The 24,983-nt window shown below is 63.4% G+C and carries 25 protein-coding genes; 14 read left to right on the top strand and 11 right to left on the bottom strand.

Annotation, left to right across the window (positions count from 1 at the left end):
- Positions 1–102: 102 nt before the first annotated feature.
- Positions 103–699: an outer membrane protein gene (locus tag RBB18_RS15530; RefSeq protein WP_103764880.1), complete on the top strand. Its 597-nt coding sequence runs from the start codon at positions 103–105 to the stop codon at positions 697–699.
- A 245-nt stretch (positions 700–944) separates the two neighbouring features.
- Here the strand turns inward: RBB18_RS15530 and arsC are convergent, their stop codons facing one another.
- The 3 genes from arsC to RBB18_RS15515 are packed head-to-tail and all read right to left on the bottom strand — an operon-like array spanning position 945 to position 2,676.
- Positions 945–1,292 carry an arsenate reductase (glutaredoxin) gene (gene arsC, locus RBB18_RS15525; RefSeq protein ID WP_306111420.1) on the bottom strand — a complete coding sequence of 116 codons (348 nt, stop codon included), beginning with the start codon at positions 1,290–1,292 and terminating at the stop codon, positions 945–947.
- Positions 1,283–2,341: a quinone-dependent dihydroorotate dehydrogenase gene (locus RBB18_RS15520; RefSeq protein WP_306111421.1), complete on the bottom strand. Its 1,059-nt coding sequence runs from the start codon at positions 2,339–2,341 to the stop codon at positions 1,283–1,285. The genes arsC and RBB18_RS15520 overlap by 10 nt, the downstream gene beginning before the upstream one ends.
- Positions 2,338–2,676, bottom strand: coding sequence for a DUF952 domain-containing protein (locus tag RBB18_RS15515; RefSeq protein ID WP_103764889.1), 339 nt, complete (start codon positions 2,674–2,676; stop codon positions 2,338–2,340). The genes RBB18_RS15520 and RBB18_RS15515 overlap by 4 nt, the downstream gene beginning before the upstream one ends.
- Positions 2,677–2,777: 101 nt before the next feature.
- On the opposite strand from RBB18_RS15515, the gene RBB18_RS15510 reads away from it, so the two are divergent.
- From RBB18_RS15510 to RBB18_RS15500, 3 genes are read left to right on the top strand one after another with little or no spacing between them, the layout of a single operon-like run.
- Positions 2,778–4,337: a bifunctional UDP-sugar hydrolase/5'-nucleotidase gene (locus tag RBB18_RS15510; RefSeq protein ID WP_306111422.1), complete on the top strand. Its 1,560-nt coding sequence runs from the start codon at positions 2,778–2,780 to the stop codon at positions 4,335–4,337.
- 58 nt (positions 4,338–4,395) lie between these two features.
- Complete coding sequence (locus RBB18_RS15505; RefSeq protein ID WP_306111423.1) at positions 4,396–5,583, top strand: bifunctional 2-polyprenyl-6-hydroxyphenol methylase/3-demethylubiquinol 3-O-methyltransferase UbiG; 1,188 nt, start codon at positions 4,396–4,398, stop codon at positions 5,581–5,583.
- A gap of 4 nt (positions 5,584–5,587) precedes the next feature.
- Positions 5,588–6,253 carry an SOS response-associated peptidase gene (locus RBB18_RS15500; RefSeq protein WP_306111424.1) on the top strand — a complete coding sequence of 222 codons (666 nt, stop codon included), beginning with the start codon at positions 5,588–5,590 and terminating at the stop codon, positions 6,251–6,253.
- Positions 6,254–6,325: 72 nt separating this feature from the next.
- Here the strand turns inward: RBB18_RS15500 and RBB18_RS15495 are convergent, their stop codons facing one another.
- The 4 genes from RBB18_RS15495 to RBB18_RS15480 form a co-directional block, all read right to left on the bottom strand.
- Positions 6,326–7,321: a type I glyceraldehyde-3-phosphate dehydrogenase gene (locus RBB18_RS15495; RefSeq protein WP_306111425.1), complete on the bottom strand. Its 996-nt coding sequence runs from the start codon at positions 7,319–7,321 to the stop codon at positions 6,326–6,328.
- A gap of 87 nt (positions 7,322–7,408) precedes the next feature.
- Complete coding sequence (locus RBB18_RS15490; protein WP_306111426.1) at positions 7,409–8,761, bottom strand: MATE family efflux transporter; 1,353 nt, start codon at positions 8,759–8,761, stop codon at positions 7,409–7,411.
- Positions 8,754–9,263, bottom strand: a complete 510-nt coding sequence (locus RBB18_RS15485; RefSeq protein WP_103764872.1) for a PaaI family thioesterase — start codon at positions 9,261–9,263, stop codon at positions 8,754–8,756. The genes RBB18_RS15490 and RBB18_RS15485 overlap by 8 nt, the downstream gene beginning before the upstream one ends.
- On the bottom strand, positions 9,260–9,682 hold the full coding sequence (locus tag RBB18_RS15480) for a PaaI family thioesterase (protein ID WP_103764871.1): 423 nt from the start codon (positions 9,680–9,682) through the stop codon (positions 9,260–9,262). The genes RBB18_RS15485 and RBB18_RS15480 overlap by 4 nt, the downstream gene beginning before the upstream one ends.
- A gap of 114 nt (positions 9,683–9,796) precedes the next feature.
- Here RBB18_RS15480 and RBB18_RS15475 point away from each other — a divergent pair, with 114 nt between their 5' ends.
- From RBB18_RS15475 to RBB18_RS15440, 8 genes are all read left to right on the top strand, one after another.
- Complete coding sequence (locus tag RBB18_RS15475; RefSeq protein WP_103764870.1) at positions 9,797–10,165, top strand: MerR family DNA-binding transcriptional regulator; 369 nt, start codon at positions 9,797–9,799, stop codon at positions 10,163–10,165.
- 189 nt (positions 10,166–10,354) lie between these two features.
- Positions 10,355–10,756 carry a MerR family DNA-binding transcriptional regulator gene (locus tag RBB18_RS15470; RefSeq protein ID WP_103764869.1) on the top strand — a complete coding sequence of 134 codons (402 nt, stop codon included), beginning with the start codon at positions 10,355–10,357 and terminating at the stop codon, positions 10,754–10,756.
- Positions 10,757–10,796: 40 nt separating this feature from the next.
- Positions 10,797–12,575 (top strand): acyl-CoA dehydrogenase C-terminal domain-containing protein, encoded by a 1,779-nt coding sequence (locus RBB18_RS15465; RefSeq protein ID WP_306111427.1) that lies wholly within the window; start codon positions 10,797–10,799, stop codon positions 12,573–12,575.
- A 59-nt stretch (positions 12,576–12,634) separates the two neighbouring features.
- Positions 12,635–12,847: a hypothetical protein gene (locus RBB18_RS15460; RefSeq protein WP_274593463.1), complete on the top strand. Its 213-nt coding sequence runs from the start codon at positions 12,635–12,637 to the stop codon at positions 12,845–12,847.
- Between the two features lie 11 nt (positions 12,848–12,858).
- Positions 12,859–13,998, top strand: coding sequence for an acyl-CoA dehydrogenase family protein (locus tag RBB18_RS15455; protein ID WP_306111428.1), 1,140 nt, complete (start codon positions 12,859–12,861; stop codon positions 13,996–13,998).
- A gap of 145 nt (positions 13,999–14,143) precedes the next feature.
- The gene (locus RBB18_RS15450; RefSeq protein WP_103764865.1) at positions 14,144–14,782 is read left to right on the top strand and encodes a glutathione S-transferase family protein; all 639 of its coding nucleotides are present in this window, start codon (positions 14,144–14,146) and stop codon (positions 14,780–14,782) included.
- 62 nt (positions 14,783–14,844) lie between these two features.
- Positions 14,845–16,056: an acetyl-CoA C-acetyltransferase gene (locus RBB18_RS15445; protein ID WP_306111429.1), complete on the top strand. Its 1,212-nt coding sequence runs from the start codon at positions 14,845–14,847 to the stop codon at positions 16,054–16,056.
- Positions 16,057–16,079: 23 nt separating this feature from the next.
- A complete protein-coding gene (locus RBB18_RS15440) occupies positions 16,080–18,275 on the top strand; it encodes a 3-hydroxyacyl-CoA dehydrogenase NAD-binding domain-containing protein (RefSeq protein ID WP_103764863.1) in 2,196 nt (731 codons plus the stop codon).
- Between the two features lie 85 nt (positions 18,276–18,360).
- On the opposite strand, the gene RBB18_RS15435 is transcribed toward RBB18_RS15440, so the two are convergent.
- The gene (locus RBB18_RS15435; protein WP_306111430.1) at positions 18,361–19,023 is read right to left on the bottom strand and encodes a Hint domain-containing protein; all 663 of its coding nucleotides are present in this window, start codon (positions 19,021–19,023) and stop codon (positions 18,361–18,363) included.
- Positions 19,024–19,198: 175 nt separating this feature from the next.
- The gene (locus tag RBB18_RS15430; RefSeq protein ID WP_306111431.1) at positions 19,199–19,843 is read right to left on the bottom strand and encodes a sulfotransferase family 2 domain-containing protein; all 645 of its coding nucleotides are present in this window, start codon (positions 19,841–19,843) and stop codon (positions 19,199–19,201) included.
- 131 nt (positions 19,844–19,974) lie between these two features.
- Between RBB18_RS15430 and RBB18_RS15425 the strand changes: the two genes are divergently transcribed.
- The gene (locus tag RBB18_RS15425) at positions 19,975–21,597 is read left to right on the top strand and encodes a long-chain-fatty-acid--CoA ligase (RefSeq protein WP_103764860.1); all 1,623 of its coding nucleotides are present in this window, start codon (positions 19,975–19,977) and stop codon (positions 21,595–21,597) included.
- 145 nt (positions 21,598–21,742) lie between these two features.
- Positions 21,743–22,768, top strand: coding sequence for a hypothetical protein (locus RBB18_RS15420; protein WP_103764859.1), 1,026 nt, complete (start codon positions 21,743–21,745; stop codon positions 22,766–22,768).
- A gap of 18 nt (positions 22,769–22,786) precedes the next feature.
- On the opposite strand, the gene RBB18_RS15415 is transcribed toward RBB18_RS15420, so the two are convergent.
- A complete protein-coding gene (locus tag RBB18_RS15415; RefSeq protein ID WP_306111432.1) occupies positions 22,787–24,229 on the bottom strand; it encodes an SPOR domain-containing protein in 1,443 nt (480 codons plus the stop codon).
- A gap of 64 nt (positions 24,230–24,293) precedes the next feature.
- On the bottom strand, positions 24,294–24,926 hold the full coding sequence (upp, locus tag RBB18_RS15410; protein WP_103764857.1) for a uracil phosphoribosyltransferase: 633 nt from the start codon (positions 24,924–24,926) through the stop codon (positions 24,294–24,296).
- Positions 24,927–24,983 lie beyond the last annotated feature (57 nt).

The raw sequence follows: 24,983 nt of genomic DNA, 5'->3' as shown, positions 1-24,983 counted from the left end.
CCCTTGCACAGGCGGGGCATCAGACCATATGCCCAGCACAACGGCGCATCTGCAACCTTGCCGCGTCTTAATGTAAGTAAATGGTCCTGAAAGGATAAGAACATGAAACGAGCAACGCCCCTTCTCGCGGCCGCCTTCGCGCTTGGTGCCGCGCCCGCATTCGCCGGCAACCTGACGCCGGTGGAGGACGACGTCGTCGCACCGCCGCCGCCGGCGCCGGTCGCAACGACCCCGAACTGGACCGGCCTCTATGGCGGTGCGCAGTTGGGTTACAACAACCTCGATTCCAACATCTCCGGCGGCGACGATGCCGTGATCGGCGGTCTTTTCGTCGGTTACGACTACGACTTCGGCAACTTCGTGCTGGGCAGCAGCCTCGACTACGACTTCACCGACGCCGAAATCTCGACCGCGCCCAATCCGCAGGTCGACCTCGAGAACATCTTCCGCGCCAAGCTGCGCGCCGGCTACAAGCTGGGCAATGGCCTGATCTACGGCACCGGCGGCTACGCCAAGGCGTTCACGGACAACCTCGGCGACGATGACGGCTACTTCGTCGGCGCAGGCTATGAGACGATGGTCACCGACAGCTTCTCGCTCGGCGGGGAACTGCTCTACCACGAGTTCGACAATTTCAACGGCTCCAATGCCGATGTCGAGCCGACCACGGTTCAACTGCGCGGCACGTTCCGCTTCTGATCCGAGACATTGGGTCTTGCCGCCCGGTGCACCGGGCGGGCTCTGTCACAGGCGGGTTCCCGAAATGCCGGGGACCCGCTTTTTTCGTACTGGATGTCCGGTACACGGGATGCGGGCACCGCGCGGTCTCTTCATTTCTGGGTCTCCGACCACGGCACCGTCGCGATACCACTCGAATACCGACGCGATACCGACGCGGTTTTCGGGCTTTCGTCCGGATTAACGATCGAGTCGAAATACGCCGGCTACAGGATGTCCAGAACCGCTTCGGGTGGTCGTCCGATGGCGGCCTTGTCCCCGGCGAACACGATGGGCCGCTCGATCAAGATCGGATGCGCCGCCATGGCCGCCAGTAGCGCCGCATCGTCGCTGTCCTTGCCCAGGCCCAGTTCGCGATACTTCGTTTCCTTGTTTCGGATCAACGCGCTAGCTGTCATGCCCAAGGCCGACAGCGCCGCGCGCAGCTCCACCTCGTCCGGCGCATCCTCCAGGTAGCGCCGCACCTTCGGTGCGATCCCGCGCTCTTCCAGCAGGGTCAGCGTCTGCCGTGATTTCGAACAGCGCGGATTGTGCCATATCTCGATCACAGCCATGCCTCCCGTCCCGTGCCAACCGCATCGCTCATGTTGGAAAATCCCTTTTCTTCCAAAAGCTTGTCCAGGTCTCGCGCAATCCGTTCAACAAGGCCGATGCCCTCGAAAACCATCGCCGAATAGAGCTGCACCGCGCTCGCCCCGGCCCGGATCTTTTCCAGCGCCTGTTCGGCACTTCCGACCCCGCCTACGCCAATTAACGGCATCGTCCCCCCGGTCAGCTGCGCCATCCGCGCCAACACCCGTGTCGACCGCTCGAACAGCGGCGCCCCGGACACCCCGCCCGCCTGCTCTCTCATCGGGCTTTGCAGCCCGTCCCGGTTGAGCGTGGTATTCGTCGCAATGATCGCCGCAACGCCGCCCGCCTGAGCGACGTCCGCCAGCTCTGACATCTCCAAGTCACTGAGATCAGGCGAGATTTTCAAAAAGATCGGGATCGGTTTTTCCAGCCAGTTCCGAGCCTCCATCACGCCTTTCAGCAGCGCCGCCAGCGCCTCTGCCCCTTGCAGGTCGCGCAGCTTTTTGGTGTTGGGGCTCGAGACATTCACGGTCGCGAAATCAAGGTGCGGCCCACAGCGCGACAGTACCCTGGCAAAATCCTCGGCCCGGTCCGCGCTGTCCTTGTTGGCGCCAAGATTCAGCCCGATCACCGCGTCCCTGGGACGCGTCGCCAGCCTTTGCACCACGTCCTCCATCCCGTTGTTGTTAAAGCCGAAACGGTTAATCACGGCCCGATCGCCTGTCAGCCGGAACAGCCGTGGCTTCGGGTTGCCCGCCTGCGCCTTCGGCGTCACCGCGCCGGCCTCGATGAACCCGAATCCAGCTCTCGACAGAGCGGACAACGCCACCACGTTCTTGTCGAACCCCGCCGCCAGCCCGATCGGATTGGCCAGCCGAAGACCCGCCACCTCACAGCGCAATCGGTCCGAGGTCACCAGCCCCGGCAACGGCACCAGCCCCGCACGCAACGCCTGCAAGGCAAGGCCATGCGCCCGCTCCGGCTCCAGCCGGTGCATCAGGCCAAGGCCAATCCTGTCGCTCAGTCTCATACCGCGCCGACCGGGAACTGATGCACCCCGTCAACCAACGGCAGCGGCTGTGCCCAGACGACATCGTCCAGTCGCAAAACCCTGTAAAGATGTGGGAATTTCTCGCCCCCGCGCGACACCTCCCATGCCAGGTCATCGCCCAGCCGGTCAGTTTCCACCGCCACCAGAAAAAGGTCCTCTGCCCCCTCGAAATGCTTCGCCGCCGTTTCAGGCGCCTGCATCGGCGTCGAGAAATGGATGTAGCCATCCGCCAAGTCCACGGGCGCGCCGCGCGTTTCCTCTTCGGACCGCAGCGCGGCCCACTCCTCTGCCCGGAAGATCTTGTAAATCAGCATGCCTTGGTGATGCCCCGCCACACGCGCTTGGTCAAGAGGATTGCCTTTGACGCATCGCGCGACATCCTGCAATCTTTGCGCATTCGTTAGGAGGCACATCCATGAGAGTCATTGCCCTTACCCTTTCCGGCCTGTTGACGGCCACTGCGGCACAGGCCGACTACACGCTCAACATATTGCACACGAACGATTTTCACGCCCGGTTCGAACCGATCAGCAAGTACAATTCGACCTGCGCGCCCGAAGATAACGATGCCGGCGAATGCTTCGGCGGTTCCGCGCGTCTCGCCACGGCCATCGAAGAGGCCCGCGCCGACGCCCCGAACCCGGTGCTGGTCGATGGCGGAGATCAGTTCCAGGGAACGCTTTTCTACAACTATTACAAGGGCAAGCTGGCCGCCGAAATGATGAACCGGCTGGGCTATGACGCGATGACCGTGGGCAACCACGAGTTCGACGACGGCCCCGAGGTGTTGCGCGGTTTCATGGACGCCGTCGAGTTTCCCGTGCTGATGTCCAACGCCGATACCAGCCGCGAACCCCTGCTTGCCGACGTCATCCGGAAATCAACCGTTATCGAGCGTGACGGCGAGAAGATCGGCCTGATCGGCCTGACCCCGCAGGACACAGACGAACTGGCCAGCCCGGGACCCAACATCATCTTCACCCCACCCGCCGATGCCGTGCAGCACGAGGTCGACAAGCTGACCGAACAGGGCGTCGACAAGATCATCGTGCTGTCGCATTCCGGCTACGGGGTGGATCAGCACGTGGCCGAAACCACCACCGGCGTCGATGTCATCGTCGGCGGGCATTCCAACACCTACCTCTCCAACAACGACCCCGACGCCGCCGGCCCCTACCCCACGATGGTGGGTGACACGGCCATCGTGCAGGCCTATGCCTACGGCAAGTTCCTGGGCCGTCTCGACGTTGTTTTCAACGACGCGGGCGAGGTCACCTCCGCCACAGGCAATCCGCTGATCATGGACGCCGCCGTGGCCGAGGATGCAGAGATCGTCTCGCGCATCCAGGAGGCCGCAAAGCCCCTCGACGAAATCCGCAACAAGGTCGTCGCCGAGGCGGCGGACGCCATCAGCGGTGACCGCGACGCCTGCCGCGCGGGCGAATGCGCCATGGGCAATGCCGTGGCCGAGGCGATGCTGGCCCGCGTCGCGGACCAGGGCGTCGAGATCGCGCTGATGAACGGCGGCGGCGTGCGCGCGTCGATTGACGCCGGCCCGATCACGATGGGCGAAGTGCTGACCGTCCTGCCCTTCCAGAACACGCTTTCCACCTTCCGCATCGACGGCGCCACGCTGAAAGAGGCGCTGGAAAACGGCGTGAGCCAATTCGGCGAAGGCGCGGGGCGCTTTCCTCAAGTGGCCGGGATGACTTTCGTGTTCGACCCCTCCGCCGAGGTCGGCAGCCGTATCACCGAGGTAACCGTCGGGGGCGAACCTCTTGATCCCGAACGCGATTACCTTGCCGTGTCGAACGACTATCTGCGCAATGGCGGCGACGGTTACTCCATGCTGCGCGACGCCGCCGACGCCTATGATTTCGGCCCCGATGTGGCCGATGTCCTGGCCGAGTATCTTGCGCAGAATTCCCCCTATGCGCCAAAGACGGACGATCGCATCCGGCAGGCGGGACAATAAACCACTCCACCAGCCGGGCGGGCTTTGCAATCACAGTGTCGCGCGGCATAAAGGCGTCATGAACAAGGTGCGCGACCAGTACGAGGCCTTTCCCTATCCCGAGCGGGATCCGCGGGACGAGAAAAAGCGCCTGATCCTCGGCTCGCCTTCTCTGCCGCAGGAGATCGACCATTACGTCTTCGACGGTCAGCGCGACTGGTCGCAGCCGCTGCGCATCCTCGTGGCGGGTGGCGGCACCGGCGATGGCCTCATTCAGCTGACCGCCCTTCTCAGCCAGTACGGCAAGCCCTACAAGGCCACCTATATCGACCTCTCCACCGCATCGCGGAAAGTGGCCGAGGCGCGGGCAAAGACGCGCGGACTGAAGAACATCACCTTTGTCACCGGCAGCCTGCTCGACGCCCCAGATCATGGCCCGTTTGACTATATCGACTGCTGCGGCGTGCTGCACCACCTGCCCGACCCAGATGCCGGGTTCAGCGCCCTGCGCGCCGCACTCGCCCCCGGCGGCGGCATGGGCTTCATGGTCTACGCACCCTATGGCCGGTCCGGCGTCTATCCCTTGCAGGAAGCATTCGCCGCGCTCTACGGCGACACACCACCGAAAGACCGGCTCAAGGCTGCAAAGCATATCGTCGACAGTCTGCCCGAAGGCCATCCGTTCAGGTCCAACCCCAATCTCAACGATCACAAGAGCGGCGATGCGGGCTTTTACGACCTGCTCTTGCACAGCACCGACCGCGCCTATGACGTGCAGGCGCTGGCCGACACGCTCGACGGTACCGGCTGGTCCTTCGCGGGCTTCACCGTCCCAATCCTCTATGACCTCGCCCGTCTGGCACCCGTCCCCGACGGAATGAGCCCTGTACAGGCGATGGCCGTGGCCGAGAAACTGAACGGCACGATCCGCACGCACACCGGCTATGCCACCGACACGCCGCGCGCGCCGGCCACAGGCAAGACCCGCACGCTGGTGCCACACATCAAGGGCCTGCAAGCCGCGCAACTGGCCCGCGCCGTGGCACAGGGGCAAGCACCCGCGCTCGACACGGACGGCATCAAGGGCAAGCTCGCCCTGCCGAAACAGGCCGCGCCTGTGATTGCCGCCATCGACGGGCGCCGCAATCTGCAACAGATAGCCGCGCAGACCGGTATCGACCCGATCAGCTTCGGCGGGCTCTGGACCAAGGTCGAGAAGGCCCTCCTGCCCTGGGGCTTGCTGGTCTACTCGAACGTGCTGAGGTAATCCCATGTGCGGACGTTTCGCCGTCACCCTGCCGCAGGACGCCATGGCACAACTCTTTGCCGCGCGCCCCGTTAACGATTTGCCGATGGTTCCCAACTTCAACGTCTGTCCGACAAACGATGTGCACGTGGTGACCTCGGACGACGCCGAGCGACAGCTTGGGTCGATGCGCTGGGGCTTCATCCCGCACTGGTACAAGACGCCCGCTGACGGCCCGTTGCTGATCAACGCGCGGGCCGAAACCATCGCGGAAAAACCCGCCTTCCGGTCGGCCGCCCGCGACCGGCGCTGCCTGATCCCGGCCAGCGGTTTCTACGAATGGACCAAGGACGAGGACGGAAATCGCCTGCCCTGGTTCATCCATCCGGCCGAAGGTGACGCGCTGGCCTTCGCCGGGATCTACCAGTCGTGGGACAAGGGTGATGCGCCGGTGACCACCTGCGCCACCGTCACCACCGGGGCGAACGCGCCGATGTCGAAGATCCATCACCGGATGCCGGTGATCCTGGCCGAAAAGGACTGGCCGCTCTGGCTGGGCGAGGCGGGCCACGGTGCGGCCACGTTGATGACAGCGGCACCGGACCACGCACTGGAGTTCTACCGCGTGGACACGAAGGTCAATTCCAACCGGGCCTCCGGGCCTGACTTGATCGCTCCGCTCGACGACTGATTATTCATACGAATAATCAGCATGTTACACGACACATCCCCGTGCCCGAGATTATTCGTACGAATAATCTAGTCACCGCGCCGCCATCAGCCGCGCCATGTCGAGCATTCGGCAGGAAAAGCCCCACTCGTTGTCGTACCAGCCGAAGACGCGCAGGAGGCCGCCCGCAGACACGCTCGTCTCGGGTCCGACGAGGATCAGGGATTCCGGTCGTCCGCGCAGGTCGGAGCTGACCAGCGGTTGCTCGGTCCAGCCGAACACACCGCCGGGCCGCACCGCCCCTTGAAGGACGGAGTTCACCGTTACAGCATTTACCATCTCGCGGGTCTGCAAGGTCAGGTCGATGCAGGACACGCTGGCCGTGGGCACGCGGATCGCCCGCGCCTCGATCCGGCCTTTAAGATGCGGCAGGACAAGCCCGGTCTGATCTTGCGCGCTGGTCGTCGTGGGCACCATCGACAAAGCCGCAGCGCGGCTGCGCTCCGGCGCGGCGCGGGGCTTGTCCACCGTCGGCTGGCTGCCGGTATAGCAGTGCACCGTCGTCATCTGCCCGCTGACCAATCCGAACGCCTCGTCCAGAAGCCGCGCGAGCGGGGCCAGCGCATTGGTCGTGCAGGAAGCGTTGGAGACGATCCGGTGATCGGACAGATCGCCTTCGTTCGCTCCCATCACGAGCGTCACGTCCGCCTCGGGCGACGGTCCGGACACCAGCACCTTGCGCGCACCCGCTGCCAGCCCGCGTTCGGCGACGGCCCGCTTGCCGCCCATGCCGGTGCATTCCAAAACGATATCCACCCCTTGCAGATCAAGGCTGCGCAGGTCCGGTTCGGCATGAAACGGGATGCGCCGTCCGCCCACGATCAGGGTGGCATCGCCCGTGCCGACCTCTTCCGGCCACGGGCCGAAGACGCTGTCGAACTGAAAGAGATAGGCGCAGGTGCTCAGCGGCTCGATATCGTTGATCGCGACGAGTTCGAAATCTCGTGTGTCGCGCAGCAGGATCCGCAGCAGGGTCCGTCCAATGCGGCCAAAGCCGTTTATCGCAACACGGATCGGCGGGTTCGACATTTCGGTGCCTCCTGAGACGTCATTTCTGTTTCGGACAATTGCCGCGACCGGGGACGTTTGCCAACCGTGAAACAATACTTGATCAAATTATGCATCCGCCGCCGTGGTCGCCGGCGGTGCACCCGGAGCGACCGAATCCTCGAGCGCGGGATACCGCAGCCAGAGCGTCACACCCCGCGCCACGAAGCTGATCAGAAGCGCCAGCCACAGCCCGTGATTGCCCAGCCACGGCACCAACACCAAGACGGCGGCGACATAGATCACAAGGCTCAGCGCCATCATGTTGCGCATGTCCCCGGCCCGTGTCGCGCCGATGAATATCCCGTCCAGCATGAAAGGTGCCACGCCGACCACCGGCGCGATACAGACGTAGACCAGAAAGGCCCGCGCTTCGGTCTGCACCTCGGGCGCCTTCGCCATCAGGTCAATGATCGTCCCGCCCCATAGAGCGAAGGCGCAGGCCATAAGAACCACGATTGTCAAGGCCCAGACACTGGCCAAGATAGCCCCCCGGCGCAGACGCGCGACACTGCGCCGCCCGAACGCTTGACCGACCAGCGCCTCGGCGGCGAACGCGAAGCCATCCAGCGCATGCGCCGAGATGTTCAGGAACTGCAACAGGACCTGGTTCGCGGCCAGCGTAACGTCTCCAAAGTCGCCGCCGATCAGCAGGAAGGAAATGAAAATCGCCTGCAGCATCAGTGACCGCAGCAGGATATCGCGATTCACCGACATCATTCGCGCCAGCTGCACCCTGTCAAACACCCGGCCCCAGTCGCGCCAGGCGTCCACGCGCCAGACGTCGCGGCACAGCCACAGACCAAGAAACAGGCCCGACCATTCGGCAATAAAGGTCGCCCAGGCCACCCCGGTCACACCAAGGTCCAGCCCTAGCACGAACCATATGTCCAACAGAATGTTGATCCCGTTCATCGCGACTTGAAGCACCAGCACCGCGCGGGTCCGCTCCAACGCGATCAGCCAGCCGGTGACACCATACAGGGCGATTAAGGCAGGCGCGCTCCAGACCCGGATCGCCATGTAGTCCCGCGCCAGCGCCTCGACCTCCGCGCTGGCGGGCGACACGAGAAAGGCCCCCGCGAACAACGGCAGTTGAAGAACGATTATGCCCACGCCTGCCGTGATGCCGATCATCAGCGACCGGGTCAGCATGGCGGCCACCTCGCCGGTCTGTCCCGCCCCGTGCGCCTGGCTCGTGAGGCCCGTCGTGCCCATCCGCAGAAAACCGAAGACCCAGTAAAGCCCGGTCAGAATGATCGCGCCGATACCGACTGCGCCGATGGGCACGGCCTCGCCCAACTGCCCCACGACGCCTGTATCCACCGCGCCCAGGATCGGGACTGTGGCATTCGACAGCACGATCGGTATGGCGATGTTGAGCACGCGTTTATGCGTGATCTCCGCCGGTGTCTCAGCCATCGCGGCGCGGCATCAGGAAGTGCCCGGTTGCCTGTGCAAAGGGACGGGCCCGGTTGTCTTGCCACGCCTCGGCCCGAACAGACGCATAGCGCCGGCCCGACCGTGTAACCACCGCGCGGGCATAGGCATCCCGCGGCAGGCCCGAACGCAGGTAATCCACGGTGAAATCAATCGTCTTGGGCAGGCGCGGCAAGTCGCCGGCTTCGAACGCCTCTACCGCCAGCTCGCCGGATTCCATCTCGTCCCACAGCATCGCCCAGCTCAGCGTGATGATCGACGTCACCTCCAGAAACGCCGAGGTGGCACCGCCATGCAACGCGGGCAAGAGCGGGTTGCCGATCAGCTTTTCATCAAAGGGCATCACCCCGGTAAGTTCGTCCCCGCGGCGGTCGAATTCGATCCCCATGAAACGGATATAGGGCACGTGATCCACCAGGGCGTGAAGCGCCGCGTCGCGGCGTTGCTTGATGACCTGCACGGGTTCGGGACGCGAGCGGCTCATGATTTGCGCGCCACTGTGAAGGTGCCAGTGGCCTGCGCCACGGGTCGGTCAGCATCGTCGTCCAGCGTCTGCGCCCGGACGAAGGCGACCGAACGAGTGATGTGATAGCACTCCGCCCGCGCCCGTATCGTCTGGCCGGGCTTTGCCGGTCGCATGTAGTCGATGCGCAGGTCGATCGTGGCCGTGGCCCCGGGCGAGTCCGGGTGACTCATCACCGCCGCTCCGCAACACGTGTCCATCAGCGCCGACACAGCGCCACCGTGGATCACGCCGGTTTCCGGGTCTCCCACCAGGTGATCGGCATAGTCCATCTTCATCTCGGCCACACCGTCGCCGACATGCGTGATCTCCATCCCCAGCGCCTTGGCATGCGGAATGGCGCCCATGAACTGCGCGGCGATCTTGTTGTTGTCGGTCATGAAAAGTCCTGCGGCTTGCTCGCCTCTTTATGGTCTCTAATGCCCGCGCGCTGCAAGGGTGCCTGTTGCGCGATCCGCCCTAAGTCTCTTAAGTAGACTTCAGGAGGACCCGCGATGTCAGAGCAACGCCTGTCATTCAAGGAGATGTGCGCCAAGTTCGACGTGACGCCGCGCACGCTGCGGTACTACGAGTATATCGAGTTACTCAGTCCGACACGTGAAGGGCGCTCGCGCTACTATGGTCCGCGCGAAGTGGCTCGCATGACACTGATCCTGCGCGGTCGCCGCTGGGGCTTTGCCCTCGAAGACATTCGGCAGTGGCTGGAAATCTACGAGGAAAAGGGCACCGAGACGCAGTTGCGTACCTGGATCGACCTTGCCGACCGCCAGTTGGAAGAACTGCGCACCCAGAAGGAACAGCTGGAACAGTCCATCGCGGAGCTGAAAGAGGCCCGCGATTCGACCGAAAAGTCGCTCGGCTAGACCTTCGGCCGTTCGGCTACCCTCGATATTTCCGCAAAATAATTGCGCGGGTCACAGGTTGACCTTGCCTGATCTTACGTAAAGCACAAAGTGACGTTACGTAGTGGTTACGTAAACCTGCTTACGTGTTGTACCGATAGCCATCGCCTCACATGTTCCGGCCACGCAACGAGATTTACGGAAACCGACATGACCGACGAAACGATGACCATTCGCGAGATGTGCGACGCGTACAACGTGACGCCGCGGACCCTGCGTTTCTACGAGGCGAAAGAACTGCTCTTCCCGCGCCGGGAAGGTCAGAAGCGGCTGTTCACCAAAAGCGACCGCGCGCGGCTCAAGCTGATCCTGCGCGGCAAGCGCTTTGGCTTCAGCCTCGAGGAAATCCGCCAGCTTCTCAACCTCTATGACCGGGGCGACCAGCAACTGACGCAGTTGGAAAGCACATATGAAATCGCCAAGGACCGGCTGGAAGAGCTTGAACGCCAACGCGACGAGCTGACCGCGGCCATCGACGACCTGCGCGACCAGATGAAATGGGGCGAGAAGATGATCTCCTCGCTCCGCCAGACACCGAAAGCCGCGGAATGATCCCCGGCCCGACACTGTGATGATGTAGGGAGACCACCACATGCCGAGCTACACCCCGCCCACCAAGGACATGCAGTTCATCCTTCACGATGTTCTGAAGGTCAGCACCACCGACACCCCCGGCTATGCCGAACTGGACCGCGACTTTACCAGCGCCGTTCTGGAAGAGGCCGGCAAGATCTCATCCGAAGTTCTGGCACCCTTGAACGTGGTCGGCGATACCGAGGGCTGCAAACTGGAAAACGGTGTGGTCCGCACGCCTACAGGTTTCAAGGATGCCTTCGACCAGGTGCGCGAGGGCGGCTGGACCGCGCTCGACCTGCCCGAGGAATTCGGTGGCCAGAACATGCCCTATATCCTCGGCACCGCGGTGGGCGAAATGTTCTCGGCCGCCAACCAGGCCTTCACAATGTACCAGGGCCTGACCCACGGCGCGGCTTCGGCGATCTTGGCGCACGGGTCCGAGGATCAGAAGGCCACGTACCTGCCCAAGATGGCGTCCTGCGACTGGACCGGCACGATGAACCTGACCGAGCCGCATTGCGGCACCGACCTGGGCCTGATGCGCACCAAGGCGGAACCGCAGGGCGACGGCAGCTACAAGATCACCGGCCAGAAGATCTTCATCTCGTCGGGCGAACACGACATGGCCGACAACATCATCCACCTCGTGCTGGCCAAGATCCCCGGCGGCCCCGAGGGCATCAAGGGCGTCAGCCTCTTCATCGTGCCCAAGTTCCTCGTGAAAGAAGACGGCACCCTGGGTGAACGCAACGGCGTCGCCTGCGGCAAGATCGAGGAGAAGATGGGCATCCACGGCAACTCGACCTGCGTCATGAACTATGACGAGGCGACGGGTTACCTGCTGGGCGAAGAGCACAAAGGCATGCGCGCCATGTTCACCATGATGAACGAGGCCCGTATCGGTGTCGGCATGCAGGGCCTCGCGCAGGCCGACGTGGCCTATCAGAACGCGCTCGAATATGCCAAGGACCGGCTGCAAGGCCGCGACGTCACCGGCGTGAAAAACCCCGACGGCCCAGCCGACCCGCTGATCGTCCACCCGGACATCCGCCGCGCGCTCCTGGACCAGAAAAGCTTTGTCGAAGGCGCCCGCGCGTTCCTGCTCTGGGGCAGCCAGATGATCGACCAGTCGCATCGCGGCAATGACGCCGCCGCAGAAGGCATGGTCAGCCTGCTGACCCCGATCATCAAGGGCTTCCTGACCGACGAGGGTTTCGACATGACGATCCTCGCCCAGCAGGTCTATGGCGGCCATGGCTACATCGAGGAATGGGGCATGTCCCAGTTCGCCCGCGACGCCCGGATCGCCATGATCTACGAAGGCGCCAACGGCGTTCAGGCGCTCGACCTCGTGGGCCGCAAACTGGCGCAGGATGGCGGCAAGCACGTCATGGCCTTCTTCGACATGGTCAAGGCGTTCATCAAGGAGAACGAAGGGCACCCGGCGCTGAAGCAGGACTTCCTCGATCCGCTCAAGGAAAGCTCGAAGCACCTTCAACAGGCCGGCATGTTCTTCATGCAGAACGGCATGAAGAACCCCAACGCGGCGCTGTCGGGCTCCTATGACTTCATGCACCTTTTCGGGCATGTCTGCCTGGGCCTGATGTGGGCACAGATGGCCAAGGCCGCGCACGCGGCGATCGAGGCCGGTGACGGCGACACGGCCTTCTACAAGACCAAGATCGCCACGGGCCGCTTCTACATGAAGCGCCGCCTGCCCGCGACCGGGATGCACCTTGCGCGCATCGAATCCGGCGCCGAGCCCGTGATGGAGCTTGAAGCCGAGGCATTCTGAACACCTTGGGGTGGGTTTCAAACCCACCCTACGCACGCCACGATGACTGGGAGGACATCATGCCGAAACGCTTTCGCCTGACCCGCCGCTTCAACGCCGCGATGACCGAGGACGGTTATCGCCGGCTGCGGAAATTCGCGCAGGACTCCGGGCTCGACGAAGGCGAGGCGCTGTCCTTCCTCTTCGAGAATTTCGACAGCGTGATCGACGAGGACACGTTCGGTCACCGGCTGCGTATTTTTAATTCAGAACTCGACGCCCGCAAACGCTAGGGAGGCACCTCATGTCCGCATGGATGACCGACGAGCACGAAATGCTCACCGAGATGACGGCCAAGTTCATCACCGAGGAGTGGGGCCCGCATTTCGAACGCTGGCGCAAGGCCGGCATCATGGACCGCGAGATCTGGCAGCAGGCCGGCGCGCTGGGCCTGCTCTGCCCCTCGATCCCCGAGGAATACGGCGGCGCGGGCGGCGATTTCGGCCACGAAGCGGTGATCTGCATCGAGCAAAGCCGAGCCAACCTTGCGAGCTGGGGCAACCCGATCCATTCCGGCATCGTGGCGCACTACCTGCTGGCCTATGGCAGCGAAGAACAAAAGAAGCGCTGGCTGCCCAAGATGGTCTCCGGCGATCTGGTCGGCGCGCTGGCCATGACCGAACCCGGCGCGGGCTCGGACCTGCAAGGCATGAAGACCAAGGCCCTGCGCGAGGGCAATTCCTATCGCCTCACTGGCCAAAAGACGTTCATCACCAACGGCCAGCACGCCGACCTGGTCATCGTCGCCGCCAAGACCGATCCCAAGCAGGGCGCAAAAGGCATCTCGCTCGTCGTGGTCGAAACCGAGGGCGCCGAGGGCTTCACCCGCGGCCGCAACCTGGAAAAGAACGGGCTCAAGGCCGGCGACACCTCCGAGCTTTTCTTCGACAATGTCGAGATCCCGCCGGAAAACATCCTTGGCGGCGAAGAGGGCCGCGGCTTTTACCAGATGATGGAGCAATTGCCACAGGAACGGCTGATCATCGCGTGCGGGGCACAGGGCGCGCTGGAGGGCGGCGTCGCTCGCACCATTGCCTACACAAAGGAACGCGAGGCATTCGGCGCGCCGATCTTCGACAAGTTCCAGACCATTCGCTTTACCCTGACCGAGTGCCTGACCAAGACCAAGGTCTGCCGCGCATTCCTCGACGAGTGCATCGAGGAACACCTGCATGGGCGCCTGAGCGTCGAGAAAGCCGCGATGGCGAAATACTGGCTGACGGACACGCAGTTCGAAGTGCTGGACGCCTGCGTTCAACTGCATGGCGGCTACGGCTACATGGCCGAGTACGACATCGCCGAAATGTGGGCCGACGCGCGGGTGCAGCGCATCTACGGTGGCACCAACGAGATCATGAAAGAACTGATTTCGAGGTCGCTATGAAAATTCGGCCCGCGCGTCTGCCGCAAATCGCCGAACGCCTTCGGCGAGAGTATTTGGGGAACAGTGAAAGAGCACCCCGCCTTTCATCGTTCCAAAAATACTCAAATCCGACGCCTGCCAAGAGAACGAAACTGGGAGTTAGGACATGACGATCAAGCTGCACTGCTTCGGCGAAAGCGGCAACGCCTACAAGGCGGCGCTGGCGCTGGAACTTTCCGGTCTGGACTGGGAGCCGGTGAAGGTCGATTTCTTCGGCGGCGAAACCCGTGGCGACGCGTATCGCCGTGACGTCAACGAAATGGGCGAAGCGCCGGTGATGATCGACGGCGATATCCGCCTGACCCAGTCGGGCGTGATCCAGCAATACGTCACCGACCAGACGGGAAAGTTCGGCGGTCGCGACCAGGCCGAGAAATACGAGGTTCTGCGCTGGGTCCTATGGGACAATCACAAGCTTTCCAGTCAAGCCGGAATGACCCGCTTCCTGATGAACTTCCTGCCCGAGGACAAGCGCCCGGCAGAGGTCATCAGCTTTACCCAAGGCCGCCTGAAAGCCGCCTACACCACCCTGAACGACCGGCTTGAGGGGCGCGACTGGATCGTCGCTGACGGGCTGACCAATGCCGACATTTCCTGCTGCGCTTACCTTTTTTACCCCGAGCCCTTCGGCTTCGACCGCGCCGAATGGCCCAATATCGACAGATGGCTTTCCAGCATCGAGGCGCTGCCCGGCTGGAAACATCCCTATGACCTGATGCCGGGCTCTCCGGCAGACCGCGCCTGAACAAACCATCGGCGCACACGAAAAACAATCCGACACGACAGGACAACTAAAGGAGTCCGGACATGACCGAAGCCTATATCTATGACGCGGTCCGCACGCCGCGCGGCAAGGGCCGCAAGGACGGCGCGCTGCACGAAGTGACCGCCGTGCGCCTCAGCACCCATGTGCTGAACGCGCTCAAAGACCGCAACGGCCTTGACGGTCACGCCGTCGAGGACGTGATCTGGGGCAACGTCACGCAGGTGATGGAACAGGGCGGCTGCCTTGCGCGGACCGCCGTGCTGGCCTCCGACCTCGACGAATCCATCCCCGGCCTGGCCATCAACCGCTTTTGCGCGAGTGGAATGGAAGCCGTGAACCTGGCCGCGAACCAGGTCAAGGGCGGCGCGGGCGAGGCCTATATTGCAGGCGGCGTCGAGATGATGGGCCGCGTGGCCATGGGCAGCGACGGTGCGGCGATTGCCGTTGACCCCAGCGTGGCCATGGACAGCTATTTCGTCCCGCAAGGCATCAGCGCGGACATCATCGCCACCGAATACGGTTTCAATCGCGACCAAGCCGATGCGCTGGCCGTCGAAAGCCAGAACCGTGCGGCTGCGGCGTGGAAGGACAACCGTTTTGAGAAATCCATAATCGAGGTGAAAGACCAGAATGGCCTGACCATCCTTGACCATGACGAATACATGCGCCCTGGCACCGACATGCAGGCGCTTGGCGCGCTGAACGCCAGCTTCCAGCAGATGGGCGAGGTGATGCCCGGCTTCGATGCCGTGGCAAAGCTGAAATACCCGCACCTGGAAAAGATCAACCACATCCACCACGCCGGCAACAGCTCTGGCATCGTGGACGGCTCTGCCGGTGTGCTGATCGGCTCCAAGGAATTCGGCGAGAAATGGGGCCTGAAGCCCCGCGCGCGTATTCGGCAGACCTGCAAGATCGGCACCGACCCGACGATCATGCTGACCGGGCCTGTTCCGGCGACACAGAAGATCCTGGCGGATTCCGGCATGAACATCGGCGACATAGACCTTTTCGAGGTGAACGAGGCCTTCGCCTCGGTCGTGCTGCGCTTCATGCAGGCCTTTGATGTCGATCCCGAGATGGTCAACGTCAACGGCGGCTCCATCGCCATGGGCCACCCTCTGGGCGCCACCGGTGCCATCATCATTGGCACGCTGCTGGATGAACTGGAGCGCTCGGACAAGGAAGTCGGGCTCGCCACGCTCTGCATCGCGTCCGGCATGGGCGCAGCCACGATCATCGAACGCGTGTAACCCGGGATACGAGGATTAGAGACATGACTGACTTCACGATGGAAAAAGGCGCCGACGGCGTCGCGATCATCACCTGGGACACCCAAGGTAAGTCCATGAACGTGATGAACATGGAAGGCTGGCCCCTGCTGGAAAGCCTGGTGGACGACGCGCTGGCGGACGATGCGGTCAAGGGCATCGTAATCACCTCCGGCAAGGAAGGCACCTTCGCCGGGGGCATGGACCTCAACGTGATCGCCAAGATGAAGGAAATGGCCGGCGACAATCCGGCGCAGGGCCTGATGGACGGGCTGATGAACATGCACTCCATCCTGCGCAAGATCGAGCGCGGCGGCATGGACGACAAGAACAAGGGCGGCAAGCCCATCGCCGCCGCCCTGCCCGGCACCGCGCTTGGGATTGGCCTTGAGATCCCGCTGGCCTGCCACCGCATCTTTGCCGCCGACAATCCCAAGGCCAAGATCGGCCTGCCCGAGATCATGGTCGGCATTTTCCCCGGCGCGGGCGGCACCACCCGCCTTGTCCGCAAGTTGGGCGCGATGGGCGCCTCGCCCCTGCTGCTCGAAGGCAAGCTGAACGATCCCAAGAAAGCCAAGTCCGCCGGCGTGGTGGACGAGGTCGTGCCCGCCGATGAGCTGATTGCCAAGGCCAAGGAATGGGTCCTTTCCGAGCCCAGCTTCGTCAAGCCGTGGGACGAGAAAGGCTACAAGATGCCCGGCGGCGCGCCCTACCACCCGGCGGGGTTCATGACCTTCGTCGGTGCCTCGGCCATGGTCAACGGCAAGACGCAAGGCGCCTTCCCGGCGGCCAAGGCGCTGCTAAGCGCGGTCTATGAAGGCGCGCTCGTACCCTTCGACACCGCGCTCAAGATCGAGGCGCGCTGGTTCACCAACGTCTTGATGAACCCCTCCTCGGCGGCCATGATCCGCAGCCTTTTCATCAACAAGGAAGCGCTGGAAAAAGGCGCCAACCGGCCCGACGTGCCCGACCAGAAGGTCAAGAAGGTCGGTGTCATGGGTGCCGGCATGATGGGCGCGGGCATCGCGCTCGTCTCGGCCATGGCAGGGATGGAGGTCGTGCTGATCGACCAGAAACAGGAAGCCGCCGACAAGGGCAAGGCCTACACCGCCGACTACATGGACAAGGGCATCAAGCGCGGCAAGGCCACCGAGGACAAGAAGGCGGCGACGCTGGACCTCATCACCGCGACCACCGATTACAACGCGCTGAAAGGCGCGGACCTGATCATCGAGGCCGTGTTCGAGGATCCGGGCGTCAAGGCCGAGGTCACCAAGGAAGTGCTGAAAGTCGTCGGCGACGATTGCATCTTCGCCACCAACACCTCGACTCTGCCGATCACGGAACTGGCCAAGGCGTCGGACAATCCCGAGCAGTTCATCGGCATCCACTTCTTCTCGCCCGTCGAGAAGATGATGCTGGTCGAGATCATCAAGGGTGCGGAAACCGGCCCAAGGGCAGTGGCGAAAGCACTGGATTACGTCCGGCAAATCCGCAAGACGCCCATCGTGGTGAATGACGCGCGGTTCTTCTACTGCAACCGCTGCATCATCCCCTACATCAACGAGGGCATCCGGATGGTAGCCGAGGGCGTGACGCCCGCACTGATAGACAACGCCGCGCGTCAGCTGGGCTTCCCGGTGGGACCGCTGCAACTGGTCGACGAGACCTCGATCGACCTCGGCGCCAAGATCGCCCGCGCGACCAAGGCCGCGATGGGCGACCACTACCCAGATGCTGCCGTGGACGAGGTGATCTTCTGGATGGAAGAACAAGGCCGCTTGGGCCGCAAATCAAACGCGGGCTTCTTCGACTATGACGAGAAGGGCAAGCGGCAGGGCTATTGGCACGGGTTGGAAGAGAAATACCCCCATGCCGAAGACCAGCCCGACCTGATCGAAGTGCAGCATCGCCTGATGTTCGCGCAGGTGCTGGAGGCCGTCCGCGCACTGGAAGAAGGCGTGCTGGAAGACATCCGCGAAGGCGACGTGGGCGCGATCCTGGCCTGGGGCTTTGCGCCGTGGTCAGGTGGTCCGTTCTCGTGGCTCGACATCATCGGCACGCCTTACGCGGCCGAGCGTTGCGACGAACTGACAGCCAAATTCGGCGAGCGCTTCGCCACGCCTGACTTGCTGCGCGAGATGGCGGGCAAGAACCAGTCCTTCTACGGACGCTTCGGCACCCAGGCAAAAGCGGCATAACCGCGACCTTTAGAGCACAAGCGAAACCCGCGCGGCCAGACAACCGCGCGGGTTTCTTCGTTCCGGTGCGAAAAGCCGCAAGCCGCTATGCCGGAACAGCCGCAGCCCAAATGTCCTGGGAGGAATTGGAGCAAGCGGTGCCAATCTCTTCTTTGATCTGCACGGCCAGGAACCGCGCCTCGTCCATCGACAGGACCGAGTAGAACGGGCGGGCCTCTTCGGCGAAGGCCGCATCGACCATGTCGGCGAATGCGGGGCAGAAAAACAACGCCCCGTTTTCCGCGAACACCACCTGGTCGGCGGCGAAATGCAGGACCACGACTTCGACATCGCACTCTGGCGGCGTGCGGGCGACACCGTAAAGCCCCTCGATCGCCTCGGCGGGCATCAAGGTGAAGGGATCGCCGTAGAGGTCCTCGGCGGCATCACTTTCCACCATGATATTCTGGCCCGGCAACACGCGCATCACCTCGCGGTTGCCCAGCGCACCGGCGGGCACCTCCAGCGGCCAGAACTGGCGCGGGCAATGATCCTGCCCACTCCACAGGCCAACGCGACTTACTTTCGTGATCGTCTGAAGTCCGCCGTCGAAGGTCAGCACCTTGTCGCCCGCCGCAATCGCCTCGACCGGGCGCCAGCCCATGCCGGTTGCCACTCTCGTGCCCGAAATCAGCCCCGATTTGACTGCCGTTGCGTTCGCGTTCTCAAAAATATCGCGCTTCCCAAGCGTGGACTTCCATCCGAACATTGATTTTTTCCCCTCTTGTGCCGTTGGCAGACGGCGTCAGCAGACAAGATCCATGTGCCTTGATTCTCGGGACGCTCCTTGGTCGGAAAAGTGTCACGATTTGGGCATTGTTTCAGCAACGTGACCAGTCGGGAGCTCTTCAGAAAACAAGCCTAAGACTTGAAACGAAAGCCGTTCAAAATTGGTAGCCGAACCTTTCGATATCGACCGCACACAGGCGCGACACCACATCAGCGTCAGCCTCGTTGTAGTAGCTGCGATAGTCCTGCACGCGGGCCGACCGGTTCTCATGCGGCAGGTCAAGGCGGAATCCCAGATGATCCCATAGCGGCCCGGCCTCCTCCTCGAAATGCTCCAGCCGGATGAAAAACCCGGCCTGATCCTGCCCATCCGCCCTGCGCATGTAGCGGGCATAGTCCCAGGCGCGGATTGCGTCCTGCATGTCCGTCGCATTGAGAAACCCGGTGAAATCGGCGGTCTTGGCCCTGGCGACGGCCGGATGATCGAAGGCCTGGATCCGCAACCAGTGATAGTAGCTGACGATCCTGTCCCACGGGTTGCGCACCAAGGTGAAGCACAAGGCCTGCGCCACGAAGCCGGTTGAGACCAGCCCGTCGATATCGGCCAGCGTGGAATGTTTCCACAACCGGCCGGCGCTTTGCACATCCTTGATCCGCCCCCGCCGCTTTTTCGCTTTCGGCGTGTCCCCAATCAGGATGTCGTCCCGCATCGCGCGTCCTTCCAGCGCCAGCGCCAGGGACGTGCCGCCTGTCTTGGGGATATGCACGAAGATATAATTGCGTCCGGGCGAAATGATCATGGAGGAACGCTAGGCCAACGCGCGGGGCTTGGAAAGATTGCCGCAAGTGCGAAACAGCTTTGCGTTCGGCCCGGAAATACGCGATACCTCCTGCCGATCAGGACATACGCTTTCACGAAAGGACGTCTGGCATGGGTTGGATGAAGGATGAAACCGGTCTCGAAAGAACCGCCGCGAATTACGTCCCGCTGACGCCACTGTCGCACCTGCGGCGCGCGGCCCACGTGTTTCCCGACCATGACGCGGTTGTCTATGGCACGTTTTGCAAGACCTATGCCGAGTATTTCGAACGCGCGACCCGCCTTGCCTCCGCCCTTCAGAAGCTGGGCATCGTCCCCGGTGACGTTGTGGCCACGCTCCTGCCCAACATCCCCGCCCATGCCGAGGCGCATTTCGGCGTGCCAGCCTGCGGTGCCGTGCTGAACACGATCAATACCCGTCTGGAACCTGACACCATCGCCTATATCCTCGACCACGGCGAGGCCAAGGTCGTTCTGGTCGATCCGCAATTTCTGCCCGCCTGTGCCGCAGCAATCGAGATGATGGAGGGCCCTGCCCCCACCCTGATCGAGGTCCCGGATGACGAGGCCGGTGTAAAGGCTTACGGCGACTACACGCTCTACGAGGATTTCCTCGCCACCGGCGATCCGGCCTTCAAGTGGATCATGCCCGAGGACGAATGGGAAAGCCTTGCGCTCAACTACACCTCCGGCACAACCGGGCGTCCCAAGGGGGTGGTCTACAGCCATCGCGGCGCCTACCTGCTGACCACGGGCGTCGCGGTCACCTGGCCGATGCCGCGCCACGCGCGCTATCTGACCATCGTGCCGCTGTTTCACTGCAACAACTGGAACCACACCTGGATGATGCCGATGGTCGGCGGCACGGTCGTGTGCTGCCGGGACATCACCGCGGCCAATATCTACAACGCCATCGCGGACAAGGGTGTCACCCACTTCGGTGCGGCCCCCATCGTGCTCAACATGATCGTCAACGCCAAAGACGAAGAACGGCGCGAGTTCGACCACGCGGTCAATGTCTTCACCGCGGGCGCCCCGCCGCCCGCCGCGACCCTGCGCGCGATCGAGCCGCTGGGGTTCGACGTAACGCAGGTCTACGGCCTGACCGAAACTTACGGCCACGTCACCGAATGCATGTGGCACGACCGCTGGGACGATCTGCCCGAAGAGGAGCGCTATGCGATCAAGGCCCGCACCGGCATCCTCATGCCCTTCATGGAGGATATCACCGCCCTCGACCCCGAGACCATGGAACAGGTCCCGATGGACGGCGAAACGCAGGGCGAGGTCATGATCAAGGGCAATGCCGTGATGAAAGGCTACCTCAAGAACCCCAAGGCCACCGAGGAGGCTTTCCGCGGTGGGTATTTCCACTCCGGCGACATCGCCTACCAGCACGAGGACGGCTATCTCAAGATCGCCGACCGCGCCAAGGACATCATCATCTCGGGGGGCGAGAACATCAGCTCGGTCGAGATCGAAGGCGCGCTGATGATGCACCCCGCCGTGCTCTTGTGCGCCGTGGTGGCCATGCCGGACGAGAAATGGGGCGAGGTGCCCTGCGCTTTCGTCGAGGTCAAGGAAACAGCAACAGTGACCGAACAAGACCTGATCGCCTTCTGCCGCGAGCGGCTGGCCGGGTTCAAATGCCCCAAGAAGATCGTGTTCGAGGAACTGCCCAAGACGTCCACTGGCAAAATTCAGAAATTCGAATTGCGCAAGGCGTTCAAATAGAGCATCTCGCCTTCAATCCGAGGCCACGGCTAAAGCCACAACCCGTGCAACGGCTGTGTGCCGCGTCATCGGCAATTGCCCGTTCACAGCTCGTCGTGATACACTGGCCCGAACGCGCTAACGAGGCAGAGCAGGCCCCCGCGACATGACGGCGTTAAGCGAATACGAACGGCTGGAGGCATCCGGCCTGTGGCGGGAGTCCCCGGACGCGCAGCGCGTTGATGTCTACGTCTCCCTTGGTGACGCCACCCTCACCATTCTCGACCGGCGCGAACAGCCGCTGACCCATTGGTCGCTTGCCGCCATCGCCCGGGCCAATCCGGGCAAGCGCCCGGCGCTCTATCATCCCGACGGCGACGCGGGCGAAGTGCTTGAACTGGGCGACGACGCATCCGAGGTGATCGATGCCATCGAAAAGCTGCGCACCGCCGTCGACCGGGCCCGCCCGCATCCGGGGCGGCTTCGGCTGGTCATGTTCCTGGGCAGCCTTGCCGCTGTCGCCGCGCTGGCAACCCTGTGGCTGCCAGGGGCGTTGCGCGATCACGCCACCAAGGTCCTGCCAGACGTAAAACGTGACGAGATCGGCCAGGCCCTGCGCCGCCATATTGAACGGGTTACCGGACCGGCCTGTGACGGCCCCGACGGGCGCCGCGCCCTGTCGGAACTGGCCAGCCGGCTTCCGGCCGGGGACAGCCCCGGCTCGCTCGACGTGATGCGCGACGGCGTGAAGGGCGCGGTCGCCCTCCCCGGCAAGACCATCCTGCTGGACCGCGCCTTGGTCGAAGATTTCGAAGAGCCCGACGTGCTGGCCGGCTTCGTCATCGAACAACGCCTTCGCGCCAGTGTCCACGACCCGATCGACGCCCTTCTGCAATACGCCGGAACCTGGGACAGCATTCGCCTGCTGACCACTGGAGAGTTGTCCGAGGATGTTTTGTCGAACTATGCCCGTCACCTGCTGACGCAAGACGAAGAGCCGCTACCGGACGAAACGCTGCTGAACGGTTTCGAAAGCTGGTCCGTGCGCTCCACGCCCTACGCCTACGCGCTGGATGTGACCGGCGAGTCCACGCTTGGGCTGATCGAGGCTGACCCCTTCGCCAGCGAAGCGCCGCCACCGATCCTCAGCGATGCGGACTGGCTGCGGCTGCAAGGCATCTGCGGCGGCTGAGGCCGCAGATCTGCCGGGTCACTTACGGAAATAGGCGTTGGGATAACCCGCGCGGCGCACGGCCCGCATACCCGATTGAAGCTGTGATTGCGTCCCGAACGGGCCGACGACAACCGAAGTGTAGGGTTGCCCCTTGTGCGTCGTCTTGCCCATCCGCGCGGGAAGCCCGGCATTGGCCAGCCGCTGTGCCGCGCTGCGGGCCAGGTCCGGCGCGCTGAAGATCCCGACCTGCACATAGCGGTGGCTGGCCGCCTTGGCCGGCGCCTTGGGCGCCGAGGACCGTGTCGACACGGTTGGTTTCACGGTCTCCCTGGGGGGTGCGGTCTTGGCGACGTTGCGGGTCCGCTTGACAGTGCGGACCTGCCCGTCGCGGCCACGCAAGACGGTGATCGGGTCGGGCACCATCTGGCCCCGCGTCGCTACAATCACGCCCGCCGCCCGCTGCTGTTCAAAACTGGTATAGGGATACTGCAACCCGGGATAGTTATGCGTCACTTCACGCCCAGTGCGGCGGTCGATCAGGCGGCGCGGTACGGTCTTGGTCCAGGCGACCTCCATCATCGCCTTGCCGGCGAAGGTCTGGTGCGCGCGTTGCGGGTTCAGACGATCGTCTTCCCAGACAGGCTGATAGCCTTCGGGCACGAACACGCCCCGCGTACTGCTGACTTGCCGCTCGTAAACATGGCGCGGCGCCACACGCACGGGCGGCGACGGCACATCCCTTGGGGTCACCACCTGCCCGGGCCGTACCACCGACGTGGGCGCGGGCCGCGTCGGCGGCGCCGGGGTTGCTGTGACGACGCGGATGGCAGTGCCGGTCCCGGACCCGCCTGAAATCACGTTGGCATGCGGCGTGGTTTGCGGACCGCACCGCACCGCAAGGCCGGGCCTGCTCTGGACGTAGCGTTGCGAGATCGCGCTCGCGCCGGGACAGGCGGGCTGGCTCTGCACCACGCGCCGGGTTTTCGGGACCGGCTTCGGCGCGGCCGCCGTTCTGGGCGAGACCGTGATGATCTTGGGCGAGGTTGCAGCCGCGCTGGGCGCGGCGGGCTTCGACGCCGGTGCCGGGCGTACGACTTTCTTCGGCGCAGTGGCCACGCGCCTGGTCGTCGGGGCCGGCTTCGGCGCCGCGGCGGGCTGTTGCGGTACGGTAATGACCTCGGGCTCGGGTTGCGCCGGGGCGGGCCGCGCAGCTGCGGTGGCGGTTCCCTGTGTCTGTGACGGCTTGAACCCGCAGATCACCTTGCGCCCCCGCGTCACACGCGGCACCCAGGTTGTCTGACCGTCGATCCCGGCGCGGATGAACACGCATCCCCGGCTGTCGACATATTGGCGTCCGGTGTAACTGGACGGTGGAAACTCCGCCGGAACTCTTGCCCCTGAATCACTCTGCGCCACGGCTCCGCCGTGGACGACAGTTGTGGCGATTGCAGCTATCGCCAGAACACGCGTCAGTTTCATTTTGCCCCCAAGACAGTTGGGGAAAGATTGCCTTATTATTTTCGCTGAGTAAACAGCATTTAGCCTATTTAGTGCCGAACATCCGGTCACCCGCATCACCTAGACCAGGCAGAATGTATCCGATGTCATTCAGACGCTCGTCCAGCGCCGCCGTCACGATCGGCACGTCCGGGTGCGCCTCCTTCATCCGGGCCACGCCTTCGGGGGCGGCCAGCAAACACAGGAACCGGATATCGGTCGCGCCCGCCTCTTTCACCATATCGACCGCCGCCGCCGAGGAATTGCCGGTGGCCAGCATCGGATCGACGAGGATGGTCAGCCGTTTGTCCAACTGCTCAGGCACCTTGAAGTAATACTTTACCGGCTTCAGCGTCTCCTCGTCGCGGTACAGCCCGACGAACCCGACCCGGGCGGAGGGGATCAGCTCCAGCATCCCGTCAAGCAACCCATTGCCCGCCCGCAGGATCGAGATCAACGCCAGCTTGCGCCCCGCCAGAACCGGTGCGTCCATCTCCTGCAACGGTGTCTCGATGGTCTGCGTGGTCATCTTCAGCTCATGCGTAACCTCGTAGGCCAGCAATTGGCTGATCTCTCGCAGAAGCTGCCGAAAGACGGCGGTCGGGGTATGCTTGTCGCGCATGAGGGTCAGCTTGTGCTGCACCAGTGGGTGGGTCACGACGGTCAGGTGCTCTTTCATCTCGGCTCCGTTCGGCAAGGCAGGTATGGCTAGAGCGTTCTTTCCAGAAAAAACCGC

This window comes from Roseovarius sp. MMSF_3298 (assembly GCF_030733705.1).
Classification (GTDB): Bacteria; Pseudomonadota; Alphaproteobacteria; order Rhodobacterales; family Rhodobacteraceae; genus Roseovarius; species Roseovarius confluentis.
This window is presented reverse-complemented; position numbering and strand designations above follow the sequence as displayed.

Bases quoted from the DNA above. Each gene is read 5' to 3' on its own strand.
- RBB18_RS15530 (WP_103764880.1), top strand. From the start codon at position 103: ATGAAACGAGCAACGCCCCTTCTCGCGGCCGCCTTCGCGCTTGGTGCC.
- arsC (WP_306111420.1), bottom strand. From the start codon at position 1,292: ATGGCTGTGATCGAGATATGGCACAATCCGCGCTGTTCGAAATCACGG.
- RBB18_RS15475 (WP_103764870.1), top strand. From the start codon at position 9,797: ATGTCAGAGCAACGCCTGTCATTCAAGGAGATGTGCGCCAAGTTCGAC.
- RBB18_RS15505 (WP_306111423.1), top strand. From the start codon at position 4,396: ATGAACAAGGTGCGCGACCAGTACGAGGCCTTTCCCTATCCCGAGCGG.
- RBB18_RS15465 (WP_306111427.1), top strand. From the start codon at position 10,797: ATGCCGAGCTACACCCCGCCCACCAAGGACATGCAGTTCATCCTTCAC.
- RBB18_RS15445 (WP_306111429.1), top strand. From the start codon at position 14,845: ATGACCGAAGCCTATATCTATGACGCGGTCCGCACGCCGCGCGGCAAG.
- RBB18_RS15485 (WP_103764872.1), bottom strand. From the start codon at position 9,263: ATGAGCCGCTCGCGTCCCGAACCCGTGCAGGTCATCAAGCAACGCCGC.
- RBB18_RS15420 (WP_103764859.1), top strand. From the start codon at position 21,743: ATGACGGCGTTAAGCGAATACGAACGGCTGGAGGCATCCGGCCTGTGG.
- RBB18_RS15490 (WP_306111426.1), bottom strand. From the start codon at position 8,761: ATGGCTGAGACACCGGCGGAGATCACGCATAAACGCGTGCTCAACATC.
- RBB18_RS15450 (WP_103764865.1), top strand. From the start codon at position 14,144: ATGACGATCAAGCTGCACTGCTTCGGCGAAAGCGGCAACGCCTACAAG.
- RBB18_RS15455 (WP_306111428.1), top strand. From the start codon at position 12,859: ATGTCCGCATGGATGACCGACGAGCACGAAATGCTCACCGAGATGACG.
- RBB18_RS15460 (WP_274593463.1), top strand. From the start codon at position 12,635: ATGCCGAAACGCTTTCGCCTGACCCGCCGCTTCAACGCCGCGATGACC.
- RBB18_RS15440 (WP_103764863.1), top strand. From the start codon at position 16,080: ATGACTGACTTCACGATGGAAAAAGGCGCCGACGGCGTCGCGATCATC.
- RBB18_RS15510 (WP_306111422.1), top strand. From the start codon at position 2,778: ATGAGAGTCATTGCCCTTACCCTTTCCGGCCTGTTGACGGCCACTGCG.
- RBB18_RS15415 (WP_306111432.1), bottom strand. From the start codon at position 24,229: ATGAAACTGACGCGTGTTCTGGCGATAGCTGCAATCGCCACAACTGTC.
- RBB18_RS15515 (WP_103764889.1), bottom strand. From the start codon at position 2,676: ATGCTGATTTACAAGATCTTCCGGGCAGAGGAGTGGGCCGCGCTGCGG.
- RBB18_RS15495 (WP_306111425.1), bottom strand. From the start codon at position 7,321: ATGTCGAACCCGCCGATCCGTGTTGCGATAAACGGCTTTGGCCGCATT.
- RBB18_RS15430 (WP_306111431.1), bottom strand. From the start codon at position 19,843: ATGATCATTTCGCCCGGACGCAATTATATCTTCGTGCATATCCCCAAG.
- upp (WP_103764857.1), bottom strand. From the start codon at position 24,926: ATGAAAGAGCACCTGACCGTCGTGACCCACCCACTGGTGCAGCACAAG.
- RBB18_RS15520 (WP_306111421.1), bottom strand. From the start codon at position 2,341: ATGAGACTGAGCGACAGGATTGGCCTTGGCCTGATGCACCGGCTGGAG.
- RBB18_RS15425 (WP_103764860.1), top strand. From the start codon at position 19,975: ATGGGTTGGATGAAGGATGAAACCGGTCTCGAAAGAACCGCCGCGAAT.
- RBB18_RS15470 (WP_103764869.1), top strand. From the start codon at position 10,355: ATGACCGACGAAACGATGACCATTCGCGAGATGTGCGACGCGTACAAC.
- RBB18_RS15435 (WP_306111430.1), bottom strand. From the start codon at position 19,023: ATGTTCGGATGGAAGTCCACGCTTGGGAAGCGCGATATTTTTGAGAAC.
- RBB18_RS15500 (WP_306111424.1), top strand. From the start codon at position 5,588: ATGTGCGGACGTTTCGCCGTCACCCTGCCGCAGGACGCCATGGCACAA.
- RBB18_RS15480 (WP_103764871.1), bottom strand. From the start codon at position 9,682: ATGACCGACAACAACAAGATCGCCGCGCAGTTCATGGGCGCCATTCCG.